23 protein-coding genes and 1 tRNA gene are annotated in these 24,313 nt (G+C 62.4%); 13 read left to right on the top strand and 11 right to left on the bottom strand.

Features of this window, described 5'->3' with window-relative positions; translation table 11 throughout:
• Positions 1 to 13 precede the first annotated feature (13 nt).
• The 4 genes from HDE78_RS01370 to HDE78_RS01350 all read right to left on the bottom strand — a co-directional run bounded on the left by HDE78_RS01370 (position 14) and on the right by HDE78_RS01350 (position 5,171).
• Positions 14 to 1,300, bottom strand: a complete 1,287-nt coding sequence (locus tag HDE78_RS01370; RefSeq protein WP_179476726.1) for a divalent metal cation transporter — start codon at positions 1,298 to 1,300, stop codon at positions 14 to 16.
• A 493-nt stretch (positions 1,301 to 1,793) separates the two neighbouring features.
• Complete coding sequence (locus HDE78_RS01360) at positions 1,794 to 2,258, bottom strand: glycine zipper 2TM domain-containing protein (RefSeq protein ID WP_179476724.1); 465 nt, start codon at positions 2,256 to 2,258, stop codon at positions 1,794 to 1,796.
• Between the two features lie 125 nt (positions 2,259 to 2,383).
• On the bottom strand, positions 2,384 to 3,598 hold the full coding sequence (locus HDE78_RS01355; RefSeq protein WP_179476723.1) for a cation:proton antiporter: 1,215 nt from the start codon (positions 3,596 to 3,598) through the stop codon (positions 2,384 to 2,386).
• 94 nt (positions 3,599 to 3,692) lie between these two features.
• A complete protein-coding gene (locus HDE78_RS01350) occupies positions 3,693 to 5,171 on the bottom strand; it encodes an MFS transporter (RefSeq protein ID WP_179476722.1) in 1,479 nt (492 codons plus the stop codon).
• Positions 5,172 to 5,324: 153 nt separating this feature from the next.
• Between HDE78_RS01350 and ligA the strand changes: the two genes are divergently transcribed.
• The 3 genes from ligA to HDE78_RS01335 are packed head-to-tail and all read left to right on the top strand — an operon-like array spanning position 5,325 to position 9,094.
• Positions 5,325 to 7,712, top strand: a complete 2,388-nt coding sequence (ligA, locus tag HDE78_RS01345) for an NAD-dependent DNA ligase LigA (RefSeq protein WP_179476721.1) — start codon at positions 5,325 to 5,327, stop codon at positions 7,710 to 7,712.
• A complete protein-coding gene (gene epmA, locus HDE78_RS01340) occupies positions 7,709 to 8,674 on the top strand; it encodes an EF-P lysine aminoacylase EpmA (protein ID WP_179476720.1) in 966 nt (321 codons plus the stop codon). Before ligA ends, epmA begins: the two co-directional genes overlap by 4 nt.
• 6 nt (positions 8,675 to 8,680) lie before the next feature.
• Entirely contained in the window at positions 8,681 to 9,094 is a 414-nt protein-coding gene (locus tag HDE78_RS01335; protein ID WP_179476719.1) for a VOC family protein, read from the top strand.
• Positions 9,095 to 9,103: 9 nt separating this feature from the next.
• Here the strand turns inward: HDE78_RS01335 and HDE78_RS01330 are convergent, their stop codons facing one another.
• Positions 9,104 to 10,987 (bottom strand): DUF1302 domain-containing protein, encoded by a 1,884-nt coding sequence (locus tag HDE78_RS01330; RefSeq protein WP_179476718.1) that lies wholly within the window; start codon positions 10,985 to 10,987, stop codon positions 9,104 to 9,106.
• Between the two features lie 177 nt (positions 10,988 to 11,164).
• On the opposite strand from HDE78_RS01330, the gene HDE78_RS01325 reads away from it, so the two are divergent.
• Positions 11,165 to 12,472 (top strand): MFS transporter, encoded by a 1,308-nt coding sequence (locus HDE78_RS01325; protein WP_218861902.1) that lies wholly within the window; start codon positions 11,165 to 11,167, stop codon positions 12,470 to 12,472.
• Between the two features lie 6 nt (positions 12,473 to 12,478).
• Here the strand turns inward: HDE78_RS01325 and HDE78_RS01320 are convergent, their stop codons facing one another.
• Positions 12,479 to 13,165, bottom strand: coding sequence for a DUF2461 domain-containing protein (locus tag HDE78_RS01320; protein WP_179476716.1), 687 nt, complete (start codon positions 13,163 to 13,165; stop codon positions 12,479 to 12,481).
• A 107-nt stretch (positions 13,166 to 13,272) separates the two neighbouring features.
• On the bottom strand, positions 13,273 to 14,709 hold the full coding sequence (gene sbcB, locus HDE78_RS01315) for an exodeoxyribonuclease I (RefSeq protein WP_179476715.1): 1,437 nt from the start codon (positions 14,707 to 14,709) through the stop codon (positions 13,273 to 13,275).
• Between the two features lie 136 nt (positions 14,710 to 14,845).
• On the opposite strand from sbcB, the gene orn reads away from it, so the two are divergent.
• The 4 genes from orn (at position 14,846) to HDE78_RS01295 (ending at position 18,753) form a co-directional block, all read left to right on the top strand.
• Positions 14,846 to 15,412, top strand: coding sequence for an oligoribonuclease (gene orn, locus HDE78_RS01310; protein WP_179476714.1), 567 nt, complete (start codon positions 14,846 to 14,848; stop codon positions 15,410 to 15,412).
• Positions 15,413 to 15,457: 45 nt separating this feature from the next.
• Positions 15,458 to 16,393, top strand: a complete 936-nt coding sequence (gene folP, locus HDE78_RS01305) for a dihydropteroate synthase (RefSeq protein WP_179476713.1) — start codon at positions 15,458 to 15,460, stop codon at positions 16,391 to 16,393.
• A gap of 63 nt (positions 16,394 to 16,456) precedes the next feature.
• Complete coding sequence (gene glmM, locus HDE78_RS01300; protein ID WP_179476712.1) at positions 16,457 to 17,824, top strand: phosphoglucosamine mutase; 1,368 nt, start codon at positions 16,457 to 16,459, stop codon at positions 17,822 to 17,824.
• Positions 17,821 to 18,753 carry an isopenicillin N synthase family oxygenase gene (locus HDE78_RS01295; RefSeq protein ID WP_179476711.1) on the top strand — a complete coding sequence of 311 codons (933 nt, stop codon included), beginning with the start codon at positions 17,821 to 17,823 and terminating at the stop codon, positions 18,751 to 18,753. The genes glmM and HDE78_RS01295 overlap by 4 nt, the downstream gene beginning before the upstream one ends.
• Positions 18,754 to 19,099: 346 nt before the next feature.
• Here the strand turns inward: HDE78_RS01295 and HDE78_RS01290 are convergent, their stop codons facing one another.
• On the bottom strand, positions 19,100 to 19,909 hold the full coding sequence (locus tag HDE78_RS01290; RefSeq protein ID WP_179476710.1) for an SDR family oxidoreductase: 810 nt from the start codon (positions 19,907 to 19,909) through the stop codon (positions 19,100 to 19,102).
• Between the two features lie 124 nt (positions 19,910 to 20,033).
• Between HDE78_RS01290 and tpiA the strand changes: the two genes are divergently transcribed.
• From tpiA to HDE78_RS01275, 3 genes are all read left to right on the top strand, one after another.
• Positions 20,034 to 20,798: a triose-phosphate isomerase gene (gene tpiA, locus HDE78_RS01285; protein ID WP_179476709.1), complete on the top strand. Its 765-nt coding sequence runs from the start codon at positions 20,034 to 20,036 to the stop codon at positions 20,796 to 20,798.
• 8 nt (positions 20,799 to 20,806) lie between these two features.
• A complete protein-coding gene (gene secG / locus HDE78_RS01280) occupies positions 20,807 to 21,256 on the top strand; it encodes a preprotein translocase subunit SecG (protein WP_179476708.1) in 450 nt (149 codons plus the stop codon).
• An 18-nt stretch (positions 21,257 to 21,274) separates the two neighbouring features.
• Positions 21,275 to 21,359, top strand: a tRNA-Leu gene (locus HDE78_RS01275).
• A gap of 188 nt (positions 21,360 to 21,547) precedes the next feature.
• Here the strand turns inward: HDE78_RS01275 and HDE78_RS01270 are convergent.
• The 3 genes from HDE78_RS01270 to HDE78_RS01260 form a co-directional block, all read right to left on the bottom strand.
• Positions 21,548 to 21,793: a superinfection immunity protein gene (locus HDE78_RS01270; RefSeq protein WP_218861900.1), complete on the bottom strand. Its 246-nt coding sequence runs from the start codon at positions 21,791 to 21,793 to the stop codon at positions 21,548 to 21,550.
• 318 nt (positions 21,794 to 22,111) lie between these two features.
• A complete protein-coding gene (locus tag HDE78_RS01265; RefSeq protein WP_179476707.1) occupies positions 22,112 to 22,519 on the bottom strand; it encodes a hypothetical protein in 408 nt (135 codons plus the stop codon).
• Between the two features lie 71 nt (positions 22,520 to 22,590).
• Positions 22,591 to 22,728, bottom strand: a complete 138-nt coding sequence (locus HDE78_RS01260; protein WP_179476706.1) for a hypothetical protein — start codon at positions 22,726 to 22,728, stop codon at positions 22,591 to 22,593.
• Positions 22,729 to 23,238: 510 nt separating this feature from the next.
• Here HDE78_RS01260 and HDE78_RS01255 point away from each other — a divergent pair.
• Positions 23,239 to 23,484 (top strand): hypothetical protein, encoded by a 246-nt coding sequence (locus HDE78_RS01255; protein WP_179476705.1) that lies wholly within the window; start codon positions 23,239 to 23,241, stop codon positions 23,482 to 23,484.
• 170 nt (positions 23,485 to 23,654) lie between these two features.
• Positions 23,655 to 24,308, top strand: a complete 654-nt coding sequence (locus HDE78_RS01250; RefSeq protein ID WP_179476704.1) for a response regulator — start codon at positions 23,655 to 23,657, stop codon at positions 24,306 to 24,308.
• Positions 24,309 to 24,313 lie beyond the last annotated feature (5 nt).

Genomic DNA, 24,313 nt, shown 5'->3' with positions numbered 1-24,313 from the left:
TAAGAGCCCCGATCTAATCACCCCAGGTAACGAACATCACGATCGCTGCAGCGGCCATGGTCGCGGTGGCCAGCCAGCCGAATATCTTCAGCGGCAGCGGCATGGTGAAATCCCCCATGACCTTCGCCTGCGATCCCATCAGCATCATCACGACCATCAGCGGTACGGCCACCACGCCGTTGATCACCGCACTCCAGTACAGCGCCTTGATCGGATCGAGCGGCGTCAGGTTCAACGCGATGCCGACGATACTGGCCACGATAAGCACGCCGTAAAAAAATTTCGCTTCGTGCAGCTTGTGCTGCAGGCCGCTGAGCTGACCGAAGGCACCGGCCGCCGCATAAGCCGTCGCGCCGGCGAGCACCGGAACCGCGAGCAGTCCGGTGCCGATGATGCCGGCTGCGAACAGCGCGAAAGCCAAGTTGCCGGCCAGCGGCCGCAGCGCTTCGGCCGCGTCGGACGACGACTGGATATCGATCTTGCCGTGCGCATGCAGAACCACGGCGGCGGTGAGAATGATGAAGAAGGCGATGAGGTTGGAAAAAATCATCCCCACCGTCGTGTCGATCCCGACCCGGCGAAGCGTATCCGGTGCCTGCAAAGGGGCCAGCAGCAGCGGGCTGCGATCGGCATGCGCTTCAATCTCTTCGACCTCCTGCGCCGCCTGCCAGCAAAACAGGTAGGGGCTGATGGTGGTGCCCAGCAGGGCGACCAGGCCTACGGCGTATTTGGCATTCCACGTCACTGGAGGGATAACGATGCTTTTGAGCACGGGCAGCCAGTGCACGTGTATCACCATCACCGTTCCCACGTAGGCGAAGAGGCTGAGCGTCAGCAGCTTCAGGATCGGCGAGTAGCGCGAGAAAGGGATGAACACCTGCAGCACCAGCGACAACACGGCGAAGCCGCCGGCATAAAGCAGTGCCGGGCCGCCAATCAGCAGCTTCAGCGCCGCGCCCATCGCGCCGATGTCGGCCGCCAGGTTGATCACGTTGGCTACGAAAATCGATACCACCAGTGCATAGACCAGCTTGCGCGGATAGTAGGCGCGGATGCCGTCCATCAAACCGTGTCCGGTCACGCAGCCGATGCCGGCGCTGATCGCCTGAATCGCGATCATCAGCGGCATGGTGAACAAAATGCACCACAGCATGCCGTAGCCGAACGCGGCGCCGACCTGGGAGTAAGTGGCAATACCGCTGGGATCGTCGTCCGCCGCGCCGGTGATCAGACCTGCGCTTAAATTGCGCCACACCGGTATGCCCGGTTTGTCCTTGTTGGGTGGCGCGTGAGAGTCCATGAGGCGAATTTCCTGCGCGAAGGTGCGGTGTGTGCGGTGGGGAGCATCGCACATACGCCTAACCGCTCAGCAACTAATTCATGCCATTCAGACTCAACCTCCCGACCGATGACGTTTGCCGCTTACGTAACGAGCCGACCACAGGCATTTCATTTCCTAGAAGGCAAGGTGTTCGAGTATTTTTAAACAGGTGTAGCCGATGACAGAACACATCCAGTTGCGTAATCGACCCAGCCGAGCCTCGTGGTGCCGGCGGTTTCGATGCACCGACAGCGAGCTGCTTGAGGCGGTACGCGCGATCCATAGCACCGACTCGACAGCTGTCGGTATCTATCTTTTTACGCGACGTGCATTAGAGGCTTTCCGACTTCCCAAGGTGGCTTGAGTTACGTTTCTTTAGGTGGGCAATGTGCACTCGACTTGCGCAAGAAAAACGCCCCTAACTGGGGCGTTTTTTATGAGGCTGATTCAAGGAAGTCGCCGTACGGCTGTTTCAGCGGATGCGCGTGATGTTGCCGTTCTGATCGAGCTGCACGATATCGCCGGCGCGGATGCCGCTGGCGTCCTTCACCTGCACATTGTTGTAGCTGCCGTCGCCCATGCGCATGCGCACGAGATAGCTTTCGCTGCTGCCGCCCTTGCCAATGGCGTTACCGGCAAAGCCGCCACCGACCGCGCCGCCGACGGTGGCGATCTTGCGACCATTGCCTTTGCCGATCTGGTTGCCCAGTACGCCACCGGCTACCGCGCCGATAATGGCGCCGGCCACGCCGTGGTTGCTGCCCTGGGTGATGTTGCGCTCCACGCTCTGCACCGTGCCGCACTGGTCGCAGCGCAGATAGATGCCGTCCTGGCGTACCAGTACGCCGCTGGCATCCGGGCTGGCGCTTGCCGCGCCGATGCCGCCGAAGCTCAAAGCCATAGCGAGGGAGAGGGAAAACAGCGGCTTGATGTTCATGAGTAGTCCCGAAGTGGAGAAGACACGGTTGTGTTGCAGCACCATCAGTCTAATCAGCTCAGCTGAATCGCCCCCGTCAATCCGCCGAATTTTCCTTGAACCGTCTTTCGTCATGTCATGTCATGTCATGGAGCGGCGTTGGCATTTGTCTGCGGCAAGTCGTCGCCGCTGTTGCCGGTGCGCCTCAGCAGCCACGCCAGCACCGGCGGCGTCACCATCGCAGTGAGCAGCGACATCGCCACGATGATGGCGTACATGCGATTGTTGAAGATGCCCGCCGCCAGGCCAAGGCTGGCAATCACTACGCCGACCTCGCCACGCGGCACCATGCCGAACCCGATAATCGTGGCGCTGCGCCGGCCCAGCGACAGCGAGCCTAGCCAGCCGCCAATCAGCTTGGAGACGATGGCGATGACGGTGGCGATTGCCAGCATGATCAACGCGTCGGCGCTGGCCAGTTCATGCAGGTCGATCTTGCTGCCGGTCACGACAAAAAAGAACGGTGTGAGCAGGGCGAGCAACGGCATCATTTGTTTTTCCAGCGTATGCCGCTGCTGGGTTTCCGACGCGATCATGCCGGCCAGGAAGGCGCCGATGATCGCGGCCAGCCCGAACAGCGTGGAGAGATAGGCCAGGCCCAGGCACATCGCCAGCACGATCATCAGCGGCGAATGCGGATCGCGCGGCTTTTCCAGCCAGTCGGAATTCCAGCGCATGACGCGCGTGCCGCCCCAGCCGATTACCGCTATAAATCCGACGGCGCCCACCAGCACCGCCAGCAGATGGCTGGGGTCGAAACCGCCGCCGCCCTGCAGCGAGACGACCACTCCCAGAAGCAGCATCGCGAGGATGTCGTCGATCACGGCGGCGCCGAGAATCACCTTGCTCTCGATTCGCTGCAGCGCATGTAATTCCTGCAGTACGCGCGCGGTGATGCCGGCCGAGGTCGCCACAAAAGCGGCTGCCACGAACAGCGACTTGTCCCAGCCGAAGCCGCTGCCGTGTGCCCACAGGCTGCCCATGGCGAACGGTACGGCAACGCCCAGCACGCCGACGAGAAACGCCACCTTGCCGACCTTTTTCAAATCCTCCAGTCGCGTTTCCAGGCCGACGGAAAACAGCAGCAGCACCACGCCGATCTCGGCCAGCACGTCCAGCGGCGTGCCGATGGCGATCTGGTCCGGGGCGATAAGGCCGAGCAGGGAAGGGCCTATCACGCAGCCGGCGGCGATCTCGCCGACGACGCCGGGAAGCTTCAGCCGCTGCGCGATTTCACCACCCAGCTGGGCGGCGATAAACACCACAAACAGCGTAAACAGGATGTCGCTGGCGTGCTGCATTCGGTGCGCTCAAGCGGTCTTTGAAAGCGCCATGCTACATCGACAGTCGCGCGACGGTTGCCGCAGTGCGTGCCCCGATCGATCGGCGCGCAGATCAGCGCGCCGCGGCGGCGCTGGCCAGTGGTCTATCCTTCGGCAGCCGGCTGAAGATACGGCTGGCGATCGCGGTGATGCCACCGAGCAAGACCACCGTCCAGCGGAAGGCGACGATGTATTGCTCATGCGCATGGCCTTGCAGCAGCGCTTCCATCAGCAGCGTGGCCAGGGCGATGCCGAAACTCATTGCCAGGTACTGCGCGGTCGAGGCCATCGACGACGCCATCGAGGCATATTTGATATCGAGATCGTTGTAGATCAGTGTGTTCATCGCTGTGTACTGCATGCCGGTGCAGGCGCCGTAGACGAAGACCAGCAGCGCCGTGGCCCACATCGGCGTGGTCGGCCCGAGCAGCGCGAACATCGCCATCAGCACCGAGGCGATCAGCGTGTTGCCGAACAGCAGGCGGCGATAGCCCAGATAGATCAGGGTGCGGTTGATGGCCCACTTAGCACTGATCGAACCGAGCGCCTGTGGCACCATCATCAGGCCGGCCATCAGCGGCGACCAGCCGCAGCCGACTTGCAGAAACAGCACCAGCAGCAGAAACATGCCGGAGATGCCGAGCCGGGTAAACAGGCCGCCCGCGAGCGCCACCCAGACACTGCGCACGCGCAGCAGGGTGAGGTCGGCGACCGGAAATTCGGTGCGTCGGCTGTGCCACACGTAAACCGCACCCAGCAGCAGCGCGAGCAGCGTGCACAGGCCGATAGAACTCCACGGCACCGGCGTGCTGCCGGCCAGTTCCGAGGCGGTGAGCAGCAGGGCTGAGGCGGCGGCAAACATCAGAAAGCCGGTGAGGTCGAAGCGATTGGCGTGATCGAGTCGGTAGTCCGGCATGTCGCGCCGATTCATCCACACCCCGGCAATCGCTACCGGCACGTTGATCAGAAAGATCAGCCGCCATGAAGTGAACTCCACCAGCGCCCCACCGAGCAGCGGGCCGAGCACCGAGCCGAGCAGGCCGAAGGTCGCCACCGTACTCATGGCGCGGACGAACTCGCGCTTCTCGATGCTGCGCACCAGAACATAGCGGCCCACCGGCATCAGCGAGGCGCCGCCGATACCTTGCAGTACGCGCGCGGCGACCAGCTCGGGCAGCGTCTGCGCCAGACCGCACAGCAGCGAGCCGGTGCCGAACACGATGATGGCCAGACCGAACACCCTGCGCGTGCCCAACCGGTCGCAAAGCCAGGGACTGGCCGGAATCAGAATGGCGAGCGTCAGCACGTAGCTGGTCAGCGCGGTGCGCATGCCCAGCGGCGTGACGCTCAGCGCGTTCGCCATCGCCGGCACCGCGGTGTTGACCACGGTGGAATCCAGCGACTGCATGAAAAACGCGGCGGCCACCAGCCACAGCAGCCCACGATAGCGCTCGCGCGTGGATATCTCCTGCACCACCTGCGAAACCGAGGCGGGCTCGGCGACCGTGGCGACGGCAGCACGTGTCTCTGCAGTGGCGGCATCGAGGGACATAACCCTTGCATGATAGCTGCTATGGCAGCTTGTTCCTCGTGAAAGATCGTTTAGAAGTTAGGCAGGCATTGAAGACCATGATTTTCCACGGACCTTGGCTGTGTTCATCCGCGTGCGACTCGCTAAACTTCACGGCATGAGGAGCTATCCATAATGTCATCCAATAAAGCTGCGGCTAGGGTCAGCGAGCTTCGCTCGCAGATTGAGCATGCTAACTACATGTATCACGTGCTAGACGACCCACACATTTCAGACGCAGACTACGATCGTCTTCTTCGTGAGCTAGCTGAACTAGAACGCAAGAATCCTGAATTGAGCGATTTATATTCGCCAACAAATTTAGTCGGCGCTCGAGCCGCAGCAGGTTTCGCCAAGGTACCTCATGCATTGCCCATGCTTTCCTTATCAAATGCATTTGAGCAGGACGGTGTCGATGATCGCAGTCGTTTCCGTGATGTATCTGAGTTCGAGCGCCGCATTGAGCAAAAGCTACACAGATCTTCACCGATATTTTCCGTTGAGCCGAAACTGGATGGGCTGGCGATTAGCCTTCGTTATGAAAACGGCAACTTTGTCCAAGGTGCTACTCGAGGCAACGGCGTTACCGGCGAAGATGTTACTGCCAATCTGCGAACCATTCGTGCGATCCCGCTGAAGCTTCGCGGCAAAGGCTGGCCGACGGTGCTGGAAGTGCGCGGTGAGGTCATCATGCTGCGCAAAGATTTCGAGAATTTCAACGAACGCGCCCGCGCCAACGATGAAAAGCCGCTGGCCAATCCGCGCAACGGCGCGGCCGGCTCGCTGCGCCAGCTCGACCCGGCCATCACGGCGAAGCGGCGGCTGAGTTTTTTTGCGTATGCCATCGGCGTGGTGGAAGGCGGTGAACTGCCGCCGACGCATTCGCAGACGCTGCAGCAGCTGCGCGAATGGGGCTTTCCGGTATCGCCCGAGGTGGATATAGCCAAAGGTTTCGATGGACTAATCGCGTACTTTCATCGTATCGGTGCCAAGCGCGATGCACTGCCGTACGACATCGACGGCGTGGTCTACAAGCTCGACGACTACGCCGGCCAGCGCGAGATGGGCTTCGTCTCGCGCGCGCCGCGCTGGGCGATCGCGCACAAGTTCCCCGCGCAGGAACAGCTGACGACGGTGGAGGCGATCGAGATCCAGATCGGCCGCACCGGTGCGGCCACGCCGGTAGCGCGTCTGGCGCCGGTACAGGTGGCCGGCGTGATCGTCACCAACGCCACGCTGCACAACGCCGACCAGATCGCGCGGCTGGATGTGCGCGTGGGCGATACGGTCATCGTGCGCCGCGCGGGCGACGTGATTCCCGAAGTCGTGCGCGTGATGGACGAGCAGCGGCCGGCGCACACGGTACCGTGGTCGATGCCGACGCATTGTCCGGTCTGCGGCTCGCAGCTGCTGCGCGAGGAGGGCGCCGCCGCGTTTCGCTGCTCCGGCGGCTTGATCTGCGCCGCGCAGCGTAAAGAGGCGCTGATCCATTTCGCCTCGCGCCGGGCGATGGATATCGAGGGCCTGGGCGAACGCTTCGTCGATGCGCTGGTGGAGCTCGACATCGTCAAGACGCCGGCCGACCTTTACGGACTCACCGTCGAACGCTTTATTGCCATGAAGCAAGCTATCGACGAACGCGATGGCACTACGCCGGAGACGGTGAAGGCCGGTAAGGTCGCAACGAAATGGGCAGAAAATCTGGTCGAGGCGATTCAGGCGAGCAAGCAGTCGACGCTTCCGCGCTTTCTGTTTGCGCTGGGCATCATGCATATCGGCGAGAGCACAGCCAAGACGCTGGCCGCCTGGTTTGGCCGTCTGGATCTCGTGCGCGCGATGCCGGCGCCGATACTGCGCGTGTTGCCGGATATCGGCGACGAGGTGGCCAACTCGATTGCCGGCTTTTTCGCGCAGCCGGGCAATGAAACCGTCGTCGACGCGCTGCTCGCGACCGGCATAAGCTTCAGCGACGAGGCGGCGCCCTCGCCAAGGCTGCGCGAGCGGCTGGGGCTGGGCGTGCTGCTGGATGTCGCCGCTATTCCCAAGCTTGGCAGCAAGACCAAGAGCGGCGAATTGCTCGGCAAGCATTACGCGACTCTGGCTGACTTGAAGAAAGCGGGTTCGGCACATTGGGTGGTCGCCGGGTTGCCGTCCGCAGTGGCCACCAACTTGCAAAATTTTCTCGACGACGATGAAGCGTTGGCGCAACTGCGTGACGTCGATGCGGCGATGCAGTCGCTGCTCGATGCCATTCCCCAAAGCGCCAATGTGCAAAAAGCGCCGCTCGAAGGACAAACCGCGGTGCTGACCGGCACGCTGCCGACGCTGAGCCGCGAGGAGGCCAAAGAGCGGCTGGAGGCGCTCGGAGCGAAGGTGTCCGGATCGGTCTCGAAGAAGACGGATTTTGTCGTGGCCGGCGAAGCGGCCGGCTCCAAACTCGACAAGGCGCAGGAGCTCGGCGTGGCCGTGTGGGACGAAGCGCAGCTGCTGGCGCTGCTGGCCAAGCACGAGGCTACCGCGTGAGGTCCCGGAAGCTGACGCTAGCCGGGGCGCTGCAGCTGCGCGCGAGCATCTATGCGCTGATCCGCAGCTTTTTCGCCACGCGCAACGTGCTCGAAGTGGAAACGCCGATCCTCTCGGCGGCCGGCAACAGCGAGCCGAATATCCAGAGTTTCACCACGCGCTTCAGCGGACACGTCGACGCGGGCGAGGCGCAGCGCTGGCTGCGCACCTCGCCGGAATATCCGCTCAAGCGACTGCTCGCGGCAGGCATCGGCGACTGCTACGAGCTGGGCCGGGTCTTTCGCAACGGCGAGGCCGGCGGCCGGCACAATCCCGAGTTCACCATGCTGGAGTGGTACCGGGTCGGCTGGGACCATCGCCGTCTGATGGAAGAAACCATCACCCTGGTCGAGGCCGCGCTCGCCATGGTCGGTCGCCGGGCCGAGGTGCATATCGTCAGCTATCGCCAGCTGTTTCTCGACGAGCTGGGCATCGATCCACTGCATGCGCCGATCGACGAGCTGCGCGCGCCGCTGGCCGAATACTCGATCGATCCGGCCGGCCTCACGCGCGACGACTGGCTCGATCTGCTGATCACCCATCGGCTGCAGCCCGCGTTTTCGCGCGACTGCATCACGGTGATCCACGATTACCCGGCCACACAGTGCGCGCTGGCAAAAATCCGCGCCGGCGATCCGCCGCTGGCCGAGCGGTTCGAGCTGTATCTGGGCCAGCATGAGGTAGCCAACGGCTATCACGAACTCAACGACGCCGACGAGCAGCGCATCCGTTTCGAACGCGACCAGACCATACGCCGCGAACGCGGTTTGTCCGAGTCGCCGCTAGATCATCGGCTACTGGCCACACTGGATGAAATGCCCGACGCGGCCGGCGTCGCCATGGGCATCGAGCGCCTGCTGATGTGTCTGGCCGACACGAATGCCATTGCCGACGTGCTGGCGATTCCATTTCACGAGGCCTGAGCGGCGATGACGTCCAAGTCCAACGCTGTGTCACTACTGACCTCGATTCACCATGTCGCCATCATCTGTTCGAACTATCAGCGATCGCGCGCGTTCTATAGCGAGACGCTGGGGCTTTCGATCGTGCGCGAGGTGTATCGCGAGGCGCGGCAGTCTTGGAAGTGCGATCTCGCGCTGAGCGACGGCGTGCAGATCGAGCTGTTTTCTTTCCCCGAACCGCCGCCGCGGCCATCGCGGCCGGAGGCTCAAGGCCTGCGGCACCTGGCCTTCGTCGTCGACGATATCGATGCATCGATCGCCACGCTGTTGCAGCGTGGCGTGACCTGCGAGCCGGTTCGCCTCGATGAATACACGGGCCGGCGTTTTACCTTCTTCGCCGACCCGGACGATTTGCCGATTGAGCTCTACGAAGCGGGCTGAATCGCCGGGCTAGAAATTCGCGCCGATGGCGAAGCTGAGAAAGTCGTGATCCTTCAGCAGATCGTAGGGCGCATTGTCGACCCAGTTGGTATAGCTCAGCGTGGCGAAGTAGCGCTTGGCGTATTGCGCAGCCAGGCTGATGGTGTACGGCTTGCGGCCCTGCACCAGCTGGTTGTCGACCGAGAAACCGTGCACGTCCTGACCCCACGATAGCGAGGGCGACAGTGTCCAGCGGCCGGGCAGCGAATAGTTGAGCTGGCCTTTCAGCCGATAACCCCAGGCCTGGCGCGTGTAGTAACCCTGGCTCACGCAGCCCTGCGGGTTCTGCACCGGCGAGCAGCTGCCGTCGCTGTACTGTGGCGAGAATCCCCAGGCAAAGCCGCGGCCGTAGCGCGCTTGCGACAGCGGCGGCAGATTCACGTGACTCCAGACCGCTTCGCCGCCGATCGTGGCGGTGTCGGCGCCCCAGACGTCGTTGAACAATCGCGTCGCGTTGATCTGCCCCTGCGTCTTGTCGAAGCGGTCGTAGCCCTGCAAGGTGTCGCCGGGCAGCAGCAGCGCCATGCGGTTGCCGATCGGGCCACCGTCGCGGGTCAGTGCCGCGAACATGTCGGCGGTGTTGATCTGTACCGGTTGATCGGAGGTGTAGGAAACCTCTGCCGCGATTTTCCAACCGGCGAGATGCGTCGATGCCGAGAGGCCGGCGATATGGATCCCATTCGGAAACGCCCAGTAGTCGGTGATGCCGGACAGGCGCTGCGACAGCGCGGCATCGGCGGCCGGTACGCCGGCGGCTTCGAGCGTGGGAATCAGGCTTTTGTTCTCGATCGCCGGATTGATCGTGGTGGCGTCCAGATACGGCGCACGCGAGTTCAGGCGCATGTAGTAAAGGCCGAAATCGGTACCGATGCTTTCGGCCTTGTAGTGCAGCAATAGGCCGAACTGCCCGCTGTTGCTGCCATGCAGATCGTTGCCGCGCGGAAGAATGCCGCCCACCGCATTCTGGTAGCCGTCGCTCAGCCACTGACCGGCGCCTTTCGAGTACGCATTGAGCGGATAGTAGGCATTGCTTTCGATGCCGGCACAACCGCGGTCGATGCCAAGATCGCTGCCGGAGAAAAACGTACCGCAAGGGTCGTACTCGTTCGGCCGCCACTTCCACTGGTAAAACCCTTCCACACTCAGCGGGCCGTCGAACGTCAGCTTGCCCCACAGCATCTCCACCGGCAGCTGCGCCTCGGTGGACGGATCGGTACCGGGGCGGTGCAGGGTGGTGTAGTCGGTGGGATTGATCTGGTTGATGTTCTGGACGAACAGATCCTCGCCCCACTTGATGCTCTGCTTGCCTGCGCGCACGTCGAGGCTCGTGCTGTCGCCCATGTCGAAGTGATCGTAGACATAGGCGTTGAGAAACATGAAGCCGGAAAACTGGTTGCTGTGATCGAAGCCGCGATCGCTGAGCGGGCGGTTCGGCGTAAAGCCATTGGGCGTATTGCCCTGCGGCACGTCGCGGTTTTCCAGCGCGGCGTCGTACCAGGCGCGTGCGCTCACGTCGATGCCGAGATTGCCGTATTTCAGATCGACGCCGCTGACGATCTTGTAGAGGTTGGAGTAGACGTCGCCCTTGCCGTAATTGAGGTTGCCGTCGTCGGCGGTGTCCGCGCCGTCGCCCCCCTTGGGCCTGCCATTGGATTCGAAGCCCTTGCCGACCAGATGCCTGGACGGATTGCTGGTGCGCATGGCCGCCCCGGCCACCAGCCGGGTTTTCCATTCGCCGATGATGTCGCCATTGGCGAGCGTGAAATCTTCGGCGTGCAGCGGAACTACGCAGGCGAGCAAAACAACGGATGACAGGGCGGTACGGCGTATGAAATTCTTCCGTGAGTGGTGCATGACATGGGCTCGTTGCTCAAGTAAGTGCGGTTTATAGCACTTTGTTGTCATGGCATCTATTGGGTTTTCGGGTGGCTGCAAGAACTCGCCGATAGGAGCGTGAAACCGCTTTCAAGGCTGAAATATTGGTGTATGTTCGCCGTCCGACGCCCACGTAAACAACCAGTCGAGTCCTCGATGCCATTCCAAACCCAGTCCTCGCGATCGACAGCCCGCCCGCTCGATCGCAACGACGCACGAACGCTGACGCTTTCCGCATTGGGCGGCGCGCTGGAGTTCTACGACTTCGTGGTGTTCGTGTTTTTTGCGAAGGTGCTGGGCCAGCTTTTCTTCCCGGCCAGCGTCGAGCCCTGGCTGGCGCAGCTGCAGGTGTACGGCATCTTTGCCGCGGGGTATCTCGCGCGCCCGCTGGGCGGCATTGTGATGGCGCATTTCGGCGACAAGGCCGGGCGCAAAAAGATGTTCACGCTCAGCGTCTTCCTGATGGCGCTGCCGACGCTGGCGATCGGCCTGCTGCCGACCTATGCGCAGCTCGGTCTGCTGGCACCGCTGCTCTTGCTGCTGCTGCGCATCGTGCAGGGCATCGCCATCGGCGGCGAGATTCCGGGTGCCTGGGTGTTTGTCGCCGAGCACGCGCCGGTCGGCCGGGTCGGTTTTGCCTGCGCGGCGCTGACCTGCGGACTCACGGCCGGCATCCTGATCGGCTCGCTGCTGGCCGCGGCGATCAGCAAGCACTATGCGCCGGATCAGGTGCTGGCCTTTGCATGGCGTATCCCGTTCGTGCTCGGCGGTGTGTTCGGTTTCATTGCCGTATGGCTGCGCCGCTGGCTCAGCGAAACGCCGGTGTTTTCGGCATTGCGCGAGCGCAAGCAGCTGGCGCAGGAGCTGCCGCTGAAAACGGTGGTACGCAATCACCTGGCCGGCGTGTGGCTGTCGGTGCTGGTGACCTGGATGCTGACAGCCGGCATCGTCGTGGTGATTCTGATGACACCGACTCTGGTGCAGGTGAAGTTTCATCTGGCGCCGGCGCTGGCCTTCGAAGGCAGCAGCATCGCCGCGCTGTGCCTGTGCTTCGGTTGCCTCGGCGGCGGCCTGCTGGTCGACCGCATCGGCCGCGGCTGGGCGCTGCTGCTGGGGTCACTGGCGCTGCTGGTGGCCACGTATGCGCTGTATCTGGATCTGGCCGCAGGCGGCGCGCATTTTTTGTTGCTGTACGCGATCGCCGGCCTCAGCGTGGGCGTGGTCGGCGTGGTGCCGTCGGTGATGGTGGCCGCCTTTCCGCCGGCAATCCGCTTCACCGGCATTTCGTTTTCCTACAACATCGCCTACGCGATTTTCGGTGCGATCACGCCGCCGCTGATCGGCGTGCTGGCGGAGAAACTCGGCCCGCTGGCGCCGGCACATTACGTGGCGATCACGGCTGCGGTCGGCATCGCGGTGGCGGTTTATCTGTTGAGCACGCGCTGCGCGTTCTACGAACGCTGAAACACATCAGAACTCCAGCTCCTGCGCGGCGCAGAGATAGTCGACCAACGGCGATACTTTCTTGTACGTCGATACGAGCCACGGCAGCAGCTCGTCGGAGCAGGCCAGCGCTTCGTCGAAGTGTGCCGAGGCGACGAAGTCCTTGCGCTTGAGGTCGTCGATCAGTTCGTGGGTGGGATCGTAGCCGCGCGGCGGCCGGCTCAGCGACTCGCCGCCCAGCGTCAGATGTTCGCGAAATGCCTTGCTCTGTGTGGCACGCTTCCACGTCGCCGGGTTGTCCGCGATGAATTCGCGGATGTGTTTCAGCGCATCCGACTCCGGATGCCACATGCCGCCGCCCGCAAAGCAGTCGCCGGGCTGAATATGCATGTAGAACGAGGGCGCGGGAATCTCGTGGCGGCGCTCGTGGAAAAACCGCGCACCCTGCCACGATTTGTAAGGCAGTTTGTTGTTGGAAAAACGCGTATCGCGAAAGATGCGGAACAGCGAGCCGCCGTTCTTACGGGGATCGGCGCGGTAGTGCGTGCTGATCTTCGCCAGCGGCGCCTGCAGGTCGGTAATCAGCTGCAGATACGGTTCGCGCACGTGGCGCTCGTAGTCGTCCTTGTGCGCATGAAACCACTCGCGGCTGTTGTGATGGTCCAGCGCGGCGAGAAAGCGAAAGGTGGCGGGCGTGAAATAGGCTTTGGGCATGCGCGATCGTCAGGCGATAGTGAGATGAAAATAGTCCGACAGTTTGCCGTATGCGGTGTACTTATGGCGCGATAGCGCTCGTTGAACGGCCCGGGCAATAGGTCGCGCTAGACGCTTGCAGCAAGCTCCTCTCCCCACGCCTGCAGCTGGTCGAGCAGGCCGAGCTTGCCCTGCGCCTGCGGATCGGCGCGCAGTTCGGCGATACGGGCGAAGTATTCGTCCAGCGTCAGGCCGGTCAGCGGGGTATGCCGCGTCAATCGTGCTTTGCGGAACGCATCCCAGCGCTGACGCTCGTCATCGTCCAGAGTCTGCGGCCAGTTGCGCGCGCGATAGCGAAAAAGCAGTTCGGCATAGCGCGCGTCGCGAAAGGGAAAGTGGCGTTCGCCCAGTTGTTCGGGCGGCGTCGCGCGCACCTGGGCCAGCAGCTTCTTGTCGGCATCGGGCAGAAAGCCGCCGCCGTAAAGCGCCAGCTCGGGATCGTCCGGCGGCGGCAGCTCGGCCGCGCGCTGGAACACGCGGCGCAGCTTTTCGGTCAGTCCTTCGGCGGCATGCAGCATACTGCGGTGGGCGAGGCAGGCATCCATATTCAGCTGCAGGCGATTGGTATCGATGCCCTGCAGTACGGACAGCGGCGCCAGCGCGGGCGCGTGATTGGCGCGCACGGTGCGCAGTGGAATGCGCTCGATGCCCTCCGGCAAGTCGGCACGTGAAGTGAAGATGCGATCGGCGATCTCTTCTTCATCGAGCGCCAGCCACGTCGTCGGATCGGTGGCGAGATCGTAGACAATCACTTCGCCCGCGCGGCTGGGATGCGGCGCCAGCGGCGCAATCACCGTGAGGCAATGGCGGCTGGCCGGATAGCGCGAGGACACATGCACCACCGGTGTCATGCCGATCACGTCGAGCATCTCGAACACTTTCTGCTTGCGCCGCAGACCGTAGTACCAGTCCCACAGCCGCGGCTGGCGTACGCGGATCAGCCGAGCCAGGTCGATCAGCGCGTAGACGTCGGACAGCGCGTCGTGCGCGCGCTCCTGCGTGAGCTGGTTGGCCGTGGCCAGATGCTCGAGCTTGAAGCTGGGCGAGCCGTCCTCCCGCGTCGGCCACACGATGCCTTCCGGGCGCAGCGCCTGACACATGCGTACCAGATCGATCAGGTCCCAGCGCGAGTTGCCGTTTTCCCACTCGCGTCCGTACGGCTCGTAGAAATTGCGGTACAGCATTTGCCGTGTGAACTCGTCATCGAAGCGCAGCGAGTTGTAGCCCACGCCGCAGGTGCCCGGGGCCGACAGCTGCTCGTGTACGCGGGCGGCAAACTCGCTTTCCAGCAGGCCCTCGCGTTCGGCCAACTGCGGCGTGATGCCGGTAATCATGCAGGCGTCGGGATGCGGCGGCATTTCGCGCGACGGCCTTCCGTAAAACATCACGGGCTCGCCGATAATCTCCAATTCCAGCGTAGTGCGGATACCGGCGAACTGCAGCGGTCGGTCGCGCCGCGCGTCGGCGCCGGAGGTTTCGTAGTCGTGCCAGAAGAAAGTCTGCATGGCGTGAATCATCGCACGCGCCACGGCGGCCGAAGCTCAAGGGCGCGCGTGTACGTATGTGAATAGGCAGGTCGGCACACGCATTTGCTGGGCAGATCGAGCAAGACTGATAAACTGGCTTTCCCAAGGAGCATGCATGAGCCTCGTGAACGAAGAAAACCTGATCTGGATCGATCTGGAAATGACCGGACTCGACACCGACAACGACTCGATCCTCGAGATTGCCACGGTGGTGACGGACAAGGATCTCAACGTGCTGGCCGAAGGTCCGGTGTTTGCCATTCGCCACGAGATCGACCGCCTGGAGTCGATGGACAGCTGGAACAGCAACCAGCATCACAAGTCCGGTCTGTGGCGGCAGGTGCTGAACTCCGAAACCGATCATGCGATGGCCGAGCAGGCGACGGTAGAGTTTCTGCGTGCCTGGGTGCCACCGGGCAAGTCGCCGATGTGCGGCAACTCCATTTGCCAGGACCGACGCTTCATGCACCGGCAGATGCCGCGGCTGGAGCGCTATTTTCATTATCGGAATCTGGATGTGTCCACGCTGAAGGAACTGGCCCGGCGCTGGGCGCCGAATGTGGCCAAGAGTTTCGGCAAGGAATCGGCGCATACCGCGCTGTCCGATATCCGCGATTCGATCGACGAGCTGCGCCATTATCGTCGGTTCATGGGCGAGCTTGGCGGCTTGTCCGTCGCGTGAGCCACGCCAGCGCTTTGGCATCCATCGAACGTCGAGGAAACGAACATGTCGGTTGATGCATTTTCTGCTGATACATTTTCTTTGGACGCATTCGCCACGGTGCTCGATTGCGCGGGTCGTCCGCTGTGGCTGGATCGTCCGCGCGTAGCGGGTATCATCAACGTCACGCCGGATTCGTTTTCCGCCGACGGTCTGCACCATCAAGTCGATGCCGCCGTGGCGCAGGGTCTGCGCATGGCGGACGAAGGTGCCGACATGCTCGACGTCGGCGGTGAATCCACTCGACCAGGTGCCGCCGAGGTTTCTGTCGAGGAAGAACTTCGTCGCGTGCTGCCGGTGATAGAGCAGCTGATCGCGCGCACTGCCTTGCCGATTGCCATCGACACCTCCAAGCCTGAGGTGATGCATGCCGCCGTGGCCGCAGGTGCGGGCATGATCAACGACGTTTACGCGCTGCGCCGCGACGGCGCGCGCAGCGCCGCGGCCGAACTGGGCGTGCCGGTGTGCCTGATGCACATGCAGGGCGAGCCGGGCAACATGCAGGACGCCCCCCATTACGACGACGTTGTCGCCGAGGTGCATCGCTTCCTCACCGATCAGCTGTTTTCCTGCGAGTTGGCCGGTATCGACCGAAAAAAAATCCTGGTCGATCCGGGCTTCGGCTTCGGCAAGACGCTGGAGCACAATCTGGCTCTGCTCAGCGCGCTCGAACGTTTCGGCAATCTGGGAAGCGGTGTGTATGTCGGCCTGTCGCGCAAGGGCATGATCGGCACGCTCACCGGCAAGACCACGCCAGCCGAACGTGCGGCGGGTTCGGCCGCGGCCGCGCTGATTGCGGCGCAGCGCGGCGCGCGCCTAGTGCGCGTGCACGACGTGGCGGCGACCGTCGATGCGCTTGCGGTGTGGCGCGGAGTGCATGCGATCGATGCCGTGCCCAAGCGCCAAGAAAAGACCGCCACGCGCTGGCCCGACGATGACTGAGCGGCGAAACCGGCGCGGCGCTATGCTCCCGCGTCTTGGAATGCCGTTGAAAAGGGCGACACAATGAATCAGCGTAAGTATTTCGGCACGGATGGTATCCGCGGTCCGGTCGGTCACTGGCCGATCAGCGCGGACTTCATGCTGCGGCTCGGCCGCGCGATGGGCGCGGTACTCGTGCGCGAGGGAAGGGATCGACCACGGGTGCTGATCGGAAAAGACACGCGCGTGTCCGGCTACATGTTCGAATCCGCGCTGGAGGCCGGTCTGGTGGCCGCCGGTGCCGACGTGGGCTTGCTCGGCCCGATGCCCACGCCTGCCGTCGCGTTTCTTACCCGCTCGCTGCGTGCCAGCGCAGGCATCGTGATCAGCGCCTCGCACAACGCGCACCACGACAACGGCATCAAGTTTTTCTCGGCCAACGGCGAGAAGCTATCCGACGCGGTGGAGCTGGCGATCGAGCAGGAGGTCGATGCGGACTTCGTCACGGTCGACTCCGAACGTCTGGGCAAGGCCCGGCGCATCGATGATGCGGTGGCGCGCTACGCCGAATTCTGCAAGGCCACGGTGCCGGAGGATTTCAGCCTGCGTGGCTTCAAACTGGTCATCGATTGTGCGCACGGCGCCACCTACCAGGTGGCGCCGAAGGTTTTCAGCGAAATGGGCGCCGAGGTCATCGTCATCGGTGACAAGCCCGACGGTTTCAACATCAACCGACAGTTCGGCTCGACCCATCCGCAGGCGGTGCAGCAGGCGGTGCTGGCGCACGCTGCGGATATGGGCATGGCCTTCGATGGCGACGGCGACCGGCTGGTGCTGGTCGATCGCCACGGCGCACTGGCCGATGGCGACGACATTCTCTACGTGCTGGCCAACAGCCTGCATGCGCGCGGCCTGCTGAAAGGCCCCGTCGTGGGTACCTTGATGAGCAATTTCGGCTTGGAGCAGGCGTTGGCCCGGATCGACGTGCCGCTGGTCCGCGCCAACGTGGGCGATCGCTACGTGATGCAGCTGCTGCGCGAACGCGGCGGCATGCTCGGCGGTGAAACCTCCGGCCATATCCTGTGCCTCGATCGCGCGACCACTGGCGATGGCATTGTCGCTGCGCTGGCGGTGCTTGAAGCATTGGCGTTGTCTGGCGAGGATCTGGCATCGGCACGTCAAGGCCTGCATAAAATGCCGCAAGTGATGCTCAACGTGCGCACGCAGGGCGCACGCGAAGCCATGGCGGGAGCGGCGGTGCAGCAGGCGTTGGCGGAAGTGGAACAAACGCTCAGCGGCCGCGGCCGCGTGGTACTGCGCGCTTCCGGCACCGAGCCCCTGGTGCGCGTGACGGTGGAAGCGGAGGATGCCCTCGAAGTGCGGGCGTTGGCCGAACAGCTGGCCGACGTCGTAAAATCAGCGGCCCAAACCTATCTCGCCGACGTCTCATGAAACAGGTTCCCACGCTCGATATCCGCCGTTACGACACCGACCGCGATGCCTTCGTTGCCGAGCTCGGCGCAGCCTATCGCGAGTTCGGTTTTTGCTGCATCAGCGGACACGGGATCGAGCGCGAGCTGATCGACAACGCCTACGACGCGTTCAAGCGCTTCTTCGCGCTGCCTGCCGATACCAAGATGAAGTATCACGTGCCCGGCAGCGGCGGTGCGCGTGGCTATACGCCGTACAAAGTCGAAACGGCAAAGGACAGCACGCATGCCGACCTGAAAGAGTTCTGGCACGTCGGCCGCGAGATAGCGCGCGATTCGATATTCGCCGACGTCATGCCGCCGAACCTTTGGCCGGTCGAGGTGCCGGATTTCAAGCCGTACGGCTATGCGCTGTATCAGGCGCTGGATCAGCTCGGCGCGCGCGTACTCCACGCGCTGGCCCTGCATATCGGGCTGCCTGAGCGCTACTTCGACGAAAAGATCGATCAGGGCAATTCGATTCTTCGTCCGATCCACTATCCGCCGATTACCCAGGACAACATCCCGAACGAGCGCGCCGGCGCGCACGAGGACATCAACTTCATCACCCTGCTCGTCGGCGCCAGCGCCGAAGGGCTTGAGGTCTTGAGCGAGGGCAAGTGGCTGCCGGTCACTACCGAGGGCGATGCGATCGTGGTGAATATCGGCGACATGCTGCAGCGGCTGACCAATCACGTGTATCCATCGACCTCGCATCGCGTGATCAATCCGGCGAATGCCAACGCGCGCAAGCCGCGTTATTCGGTGCCGTTTTTTCTGCATCCCAACCCGGACGTCGTGCTTGACCCGGTGCCCGAGTGCATCACGCCGGACAATCCCAGCCGCTACAGCGAATCGATCACGTCGCACGCGTATCTGATGCAGCGACTGCGCGAGATCAAGCTGATCTAAGAGCCTGTTCAACGTCTACACGTAGCTCGCGTTGTCTCGCCGTGGCCGCCAGGTGGTGGTGCGGGCGCAGCGCTTGCCTGACTGGCAAGTCAAGCCTTGCGCTGCCGCCTGGCGGCCACGGCGAGACAACCCGCAGGGCGGGGTCTGTTTGCCCCCATTCCTGCGTCATCACTCGGTCGTGGACGGACGCCCACTACTCGCTCCTCAAAGCCGGTGCCATCCATGGCGCCTCCCCGTATACCCTGTTCCTCCTTGGCCTGCGTTCAAACAGCTCCCAGCGCGGGCCACGCGGAGACGTTGAACAGGCTCTGATACCCGTTCGCGGCATCGGTCTGACGACGTGAGGTCAGTCGTGTCCGTTGCGATAGCGCTTGGACTGCTTGGCCGACAGCGCCAGTGCGAGCCGGTCCGGCACCAGTTCGAACACGGCCTTGATGAAGCGATTGAGCTTGCCGGTCACGTGCACCGCATCGCCACGCTCCACGGCATCGATGCCTTGCCGCACCACTTCTTCCGCGCTGAGCCACATGAAACCGGGCAGCTTGTTCATCTTCTCGCGCGTGCCGGTGACGTCGTGGAATTCCGAAAGGGTGAAGCCTGGGCATAGCGCGCAGACGTTGACCCCGGCGGATTTGTTCTCCAGCGCCAGGGATTGCGAAAATTTGATCAGATAGGACTTGGTCGCGGCGTAAAGCGTGTGGCCGGAGGTACCTGGGAGAAAGCCGGCCAGCGAGGCCACGTTGATGATGCGGCCGTAGCCGCGATGGCGCATTCCCGGCAACAGGCGTCGCGCCAATTCGGTCGGCGCCGTGAGCAGCACCTGCAACGAATCGGCATGCGTGCTCCACGGGCTGTCTACCAACGCACCCGGCACACCGTAGCCGGCATTGTTGATCAACCAGTCGACCATTATGCCGCGCTCGTCCAGCGTAGCCATCAGTTTTTGCGGCGTCGCCGGGTCGGCAAGATCGCAGGGCAGCACGGTGACGGTAGAGCGGTATTTATCTCGAAGTTCAGCCGCGAGCGCTTCGAGGCGATCGCTGCGGCGCGCCGTAAGCACCAGATCGTGCCCGCGTGAGGCGAGCTCGCGTGCGAAGGCGGCGCCAATGCCGGCCGAGGCGCCGGTGATCAGACTGACGGGGCGTGAGGGTTTCATCGGTTATTCCTGCGAAAGTTGCCCATTCTTGACCGTATCCGTCGCCGGGCGCCACCGACGAGCGGGTTTGCCGATGTTTCATCCCGGGGTAAGCTTGCGGTTTGACCGAAGCGGAAGCGAACCCATGCGCACGAAACTCGTCGCCGGCAACTGGAAGATGCACGGCAGTCGCTCGATGGCGACCGCTCTGGTCGACGAGATCGTGGCGGCAAAACCCGCGTCGATCGACGTAGCGATTTTCCCGCCGTTCCCTTACATCGCCGCTTTGGCCGAACAACAGGGCGACGCCGGGCTGGCTCTGGGCGCGCAGGATGTCAGCGAACACGAGGGGCAGGGCGCGTATACGGGTGAGGTCTCGGCGGCCATGTTGCGCGACATCGGCGCGCAGTGGGTACTGGTCGGTCATTCCGAGCGTCGTCATTACCATGGCGAAAGCGACGAGCTGGTCGCGCGCAAGTTCGCCGCCGCCCGCGCTGGCGGGCTGACGCCGATTCTCTGCGTCGGCGAAACCCTGGAGCAGCATGAGGCAGGGCAAGCGCAGGCCGTGATCGGCCGCCAGCTGCAGGCCGTGCTCAAGCTCAACGGTATCGCCAGCTTCGATACTGCCGTGGTTGCCTACGAGCCGGTCTGGGCCATCGGCACGGGCCGCACCGCCTCGCCGGAGCTGGCCCAGCAGGTACATGCCTTCATTCGTAGCCAATTGGAAAAAGAAGATGTTATAATTTCGCGGCTAACACGACTGCTTTACGGCGGTAGCGTTAAAGCGGCCAACGCCGCTGAACTATTCGCGCAAGCGGACGTGGATGGCGGGTTGATCGGGGGCGCCTCACTGGCTGCAGCTGATTTTCTCGGTATCTGCCACGCGGCGCATCAAGCGCAACAGGCCTAAAAGAAACCATGTTCGTCATTTTCAGCGTGTTCTACATCCTGATCGCTGCTGCCATGATCGTTCTGATCCTGCTGCAGAACGGCGCGGGTGCCGATGCCGGCTCCGGCTCCGGCTTCGGCAGCGGTGCGTCGGCGACGGTATTCGGCGCACGCGGGTCGGCCACGTTTCTGACGCGGGCTACCGGCGTTCTGGCGACGCTGTTTTTCCTGCTGAGCCTCGGCATGGGTATCTACCTGCACGCCAACGGCCAGTCGCGCGCTGCCGCTGCCGACCTGGGCGTGATGTCGGGCGTCACCGGTGCTGCCAAGTCGTCATCGGCAGCCGCCGTGCCGGTCGCACCGGTCAATTCCGAGGTTCCCTCGGCCACTCCGGCGACCCAGCCTGCGGCTCCGGCGAAGGCGGACAATCAGGGTGAAGTACCGGCGGCACCTGCAAAAGATTCAACGAAAAAGCACTGAGTAATACGTAATACACCTGCCCAGGTGGCGGAACTGGTAGACGCACTACCTTGAGGTGGTAGCGACGCAAGTCGTAGGGGTTCGAGTCCCCTCTTGGGCACCAATAAACGTTTCAGGGATTCTCCTCAAGTCTCTGAAACACAGAAACCCCGCATTGCTGCGGGGTTTTTTGTTTCCGATGGTCCTGGGTCATCAGGACAGCCAGAATTTTTGCGTAGGCGTAACTGCTGGCTCCGTCATCGTCGGCGATGACCGGAGCCAGCTCTCCCTCAGATCGGTGACGCGGGTCGGTCAGTAAGAGATACTGGACCAGGCACGCTTCATGGCGAGAACCCAGCCGATCACGCTCCAACCCAAAAGCAGGTTGAGCGTAAAGATGGCTGAAGTATTGGGATCTCTGCGGCTTGCGGCGATAAGCGCCGGCGCAAAGTACCAGGACAGACCAATCGCAAAAGCGACCAGAAACATAGTGGTTTGCACGATTCCCCCCGGAATCCGCCAGAGAAGTGTTTTGGCGGCAGCGCGAATATACCGCATCTTTTTGCAGCAAGTTACAGCCAGGCCAGATCCAGGCTTTGTGTCGAGTCCTGCCGCCGCGTTCCACGGGCAACCCTGCGCGGGCAGGCGGTTTGTCCGCATCTCGGCGTCATCACTTCGTCATGGGCCGGCGCCCACTCCTCGCGCCTCAAAGCCGACGCCATCCATGCGTACCCTCGTTCTTCCTTGGCCTGCGCGCAAAGCGCTCCCGGCGCGGCGCCAGGCACGGGTAGATCTCGAACAGGCTCTACTAAGAGCTAACGGCAGCCTGCCGCGCTATCCACCGCCGTCAAAGTGCCACAGTCGTATCCTGCCAACTCAGTGCAGGCGGTTCCAGGAGCGAATCGAAGCCTGATGGCGAGCTTGATCCACTGCAGATTTCAGCTGGTTGAGGCCAAACGGTTTCTGTAGATAGGGAGCGTGCCCAGGGAGCGGATTGCATCCATGCGACGAGGCGACGACGTGCGCGACATCTTTTGCGTCCAGCGCGTTCAGCACAGGCTCGGTCGAATGGCCTCTGACGTCGGTCTCGATCACAGCGAGGTCGATGTTTTCACTGTTCACCGCGTCCAGCGCGGCTTTTATCGAACCCACTGTCTCAACTGACGTATAGCCGATCGCGGTGAGGCCATCAGCGATCGTCTCAGCGACGAGTGAATTGTCTTCCACGACTAACGCCGATGGCGATACATCTTCCTGCTGGCCGAAAGGCTTGTTTGCCATCATCACCGGATTTCCTATCTACTCAGCGTTGCAACAGCCAATCATCACCATACGCGCTCGATCATCCCGGGATGTTACGGTCCCACGCCGGCCGGGCCGTTGTCTGACGGGCGTGCTTCCTGGTGCGTTATGCCGAGATAGAAACCCGTAACCAAGATCGCGATCGTTGCCGCGATGAGAACCAGGAACGCCCAGCTGCGCTTGCGCTTCATGAGCTCAGTCTACGCGCCATCGCGACGATCATGTGGCGAGCCATATCGAGCAAGCCCAGAAAGCCCCACAGGAAACAGACAAAGGGTGCAATCGTGAGTGACTTTTGGTGTAACTTTCAGCTCGAAACTCCGCGGGCATTGCTTGAGCTAGCCTTTCGTGGCCTCTCTTGGCACCAGGTAAATGTTTCAGGCCAATCAATCGTGACAGAAAAAAGAATCGCCATTCGGCGATTTTGTGCTGAATTTGCTTCGGATAGCTTGGTGCTGAATAGTTTGAGCTTTGAGCAGGGTAAGTGGCAAACGGCGCCCGAACCTCGTCGTATTCTGACGCGACGCGTCCAAGGCACAGGCCGTTGCGCCTCATGGTTTAGCCGCTATTACCGCACGAAGTATGTGGGCCTCTGCCGACAGATCGTGGGCGGACAACGTGGCACATTAAGTGCTTGAGTGACGGAGGCCAACGGCTTTGCGCCGTTTCTTAAATGAGCTTGTCATGGACGGGTTGACGCAATGGTGATCATTTCCCTGAAGCAGGGGCGTAACGGCAATTGGAACGTCACCCGCGCGCATATCACGTTATTCAGTGACCTGCAGCTGGAAGCGGGTATCGCGCTGGCAAAAGAAGTCGCGTACGACGAACATGTGCGCAGCGGTCGCCCTCTGCGTGTCGAGATGCCTGGGCCGGCATCGACGCTGGTACTGGCTCGCTATCTGAACGCGTCGGAAGCGTCTTCCAAAGATGTCATGGCCGCTTGATTCTTCACCGGCACGGTTTGCGGGCGAGTCGTCCCGTGCGATAAAAAATAAAACATTGAGTGCCTCACGCTGGCCGCCGTACCCGCGTCGAGCTTTTTCAACACGGCTGAGCTCGCGCTTGCCAGGCATGGTTGGAAGGGACTTGGTCGAACTATTCAAGGAGCGATGACATGATAAATATTGTTCTGGTGGACGATCACGAGTTGGTTCGCACCGGCTTTCGCATGATTCTTCAGCAGCATGCGGATATCAGCATTGTTGGCGAGGCAAAAAATGCGGAAGAGGGGCTGCGGCTGATTCGAACGCTGGCACCGGATATTGCCTTGGTCGACGTTCATATGCCGGGCATGAGCGGCGTGGAGCTGACCGAACGCGTGTGTCGCGGCAAGATGTCTACCCATGTGGTAATCGTTACTGTCGTGGATGACGCGCGTTTCCCCAAGCGGCTTCTCGATGCTGGCGCGCTGGGTTATCTGACCAAGGGCTGCACGTCCGAGGAGCTTGTCGCCGCTGTGCGCCAAGTGGCTTCCGGTCGGCGCTATCTGGCACCTTCCGTCGCCCAGCAGCTCGCGCTGGCTACGCTGGACGGAAACACCTCGCCGTTCGATGTTTTGTCCAGCCGCGAACTGGAAGTGGCGATGATGCTGGTCCGTGGCAAGCCGCTGACGACGATCGGTGAACAGCTCAATCTCAGTCCAAAAACCGTATCTACCTACAAGCAGCGCCTGATGGAAAAGCTGCGCGTCGATCATGTGCTGAGTCTGGCTCATCTGATGACTGTGCATGGTTTGCTCGATACGTCCGGTCAGCAGGTCGGCGGCTGAAGCCT

It is taken from the genome of Rhodanobacter sp. K2T2, from assembly GCF_013408815.1.
In the GTDB taxonomy this organism is placed as follows: domain Bacteria; phylum Pseudomonadota; class Gammaproteobacteria; order Xanthomonadales; family Rhodanobacteraceae; genus Rhodanobacter.
Note: the sequence above shows the minus strand (reverse complement) of the source record. Positions and strands in the feature narration are given on the sequence as shown.

Bases quoted from the DNA above. Each gene is read 5' to 3' on its own strand.
- HDE78_RS01290 (WP_179476710.1), bottom strand. From the start codon at position 19,909: ATGAAACCCTCACGCCCCGTCAGTCTGATCACCGGCGCCTCGGCCGGC.
- HDE78_RS01330 (WP_179476718.1), bottom strand. From the start codon at position 10,987: ATGCACCACTCACGGAAGAATTTCATACGCCGTACCGCCCTGTCATCC.
- HDE78_RS01350 (WP_179476722.1), bottom strand. From the start codon at position 5,171: ATGTCCCTCGATGCCGCCACTGCAGAGACACGTGCTGCCGTCGCCACG.
- HDE78_RS01355 (WP_179476723.1), bottom strand. From the start codon at position 3,598: ATGCAGCACGCCAGCGACATCCTGTTTACGCTGTTTGTGGTGTTTATC.
- tpiA (WP_179476709.1), top strand. From the start codon at position 20,034: ATGCGCACGAAACTCGTCGCCGGCAACTGGAAGATGCACGGCAGTCGC.
- HDE78_RS01370 (WP_179476726.1), bottom strand. From the start codon at position 1,300: ATGGACTCTCACGCGCCACCCAACAAGGACAAACCGGGCATACCGGTG.
- HDE78_RS01270 (WP_218861900.1), bottom strand. From the start codon at position 21,793: ATGCGGTATATTCGCGCTGCCGCCAAAACACTTCTCTGGCGGATTCCG.
- folP (WP_179476713.1), top strand. From the start codon at position 15,458: ATGTCGGTTGATGCATTTTCTGCTGATACATTTTCTTTGGACGCATTC.
- HDE78_RS01320 (WP_179476716.1), bottom strand. From the start codon at position 13,165: ATGCCCAAAGCCTATTTCACGCCCGCCACCTTTCGCTTTCTCGCCGCG.
- HDE78_RS01325 (WP_218861902.1), top strand. From the start codon at position 11,165: ATGCCATTCCAAACCCAGTCCTCGCGATCGACAGCCCGCCCGCTCGAT.
- sbcB (WP_179476715.1), bottom strand. From the start codon at position 14,709: ATGCAGACTTTCTTCTGGCACGACTACGAAACCTCCGGCGCCGACGCG.
- orn (WP_179476714.1), top strand. From the start codon at position 14,846: ATGAGCCTCGTGAACGAAGAAAACCTGATCTGGATCGATCTGGAAATG.
- HDE78_RS01335 (WP_179476719.1), top strand. From the start codon at position 8,681: ATGACGTCCAAGTCCAACGCTGTGTCACTACTGACCTCGATTCACCAT.
- ligA (WP_179476721.1), top strand. From the start codon at position 5,325: ATGTCATCCAATAAAGCTGCGGCTAGGGTCAGCGAGCTTCGCTCGCAG.
- secG (WP_179476708.1), top strand. From the start codon at position 20,807: ATGTTCGTCATTTTCAGCGTGTTCTACATCCTGATCGCTGCTGCCATG.
- HDE78_RS01265 (WP_179476707.1), bottom strand. From the start codon at position 22,519: ATGATGGCAAACAAGCCTTTCGGCCAGCAGGAAGATGTATCGCCATCG.
- HDE78_RS01255 (WP_179476705.1), top strand. From the start codon at position 23,239: ATGGTGATCATTTCCCTGAAGCAGGGGCGTAACGGCAATTGGAACGTC.
- HDE78_RS01360 (WP_179476724.1), bottom strand. From the start codon at position 2,258: ATGAACATCAAGCCGCTGTTTTCCCTCTCCCTCGCTATGGCTTTGAGC.
- HDE78_RS01260 (WP_179476706.1), bottom strand. From the start codon at position 22,728: ATGAAGCGCAAGCGCAGCTGGGCGTTCCTGGTTCTCATCGCGGCAACG.
- HDE78_RS01295 (WP_179476711.1), top strand. From the start codon at position 17,821: ATGAAACAGGTTCCCACGCTCGATATCCGCCGTTACGACACCGACCGC.
- glmM (WP_179476712.1), top strand. From the start codon at position 16,457: ATGAATCAGCGTAAGTATTTCGGCACGGATGGTATCCGCGGTCCGGTC.
- HDE78_RS01250 (WP_179476704.1), top strand. From the start codon at position 23,655: ATGATAAATATTGTTCTGGTGGACGATCACGAGTTGGTTCGCACCGGC.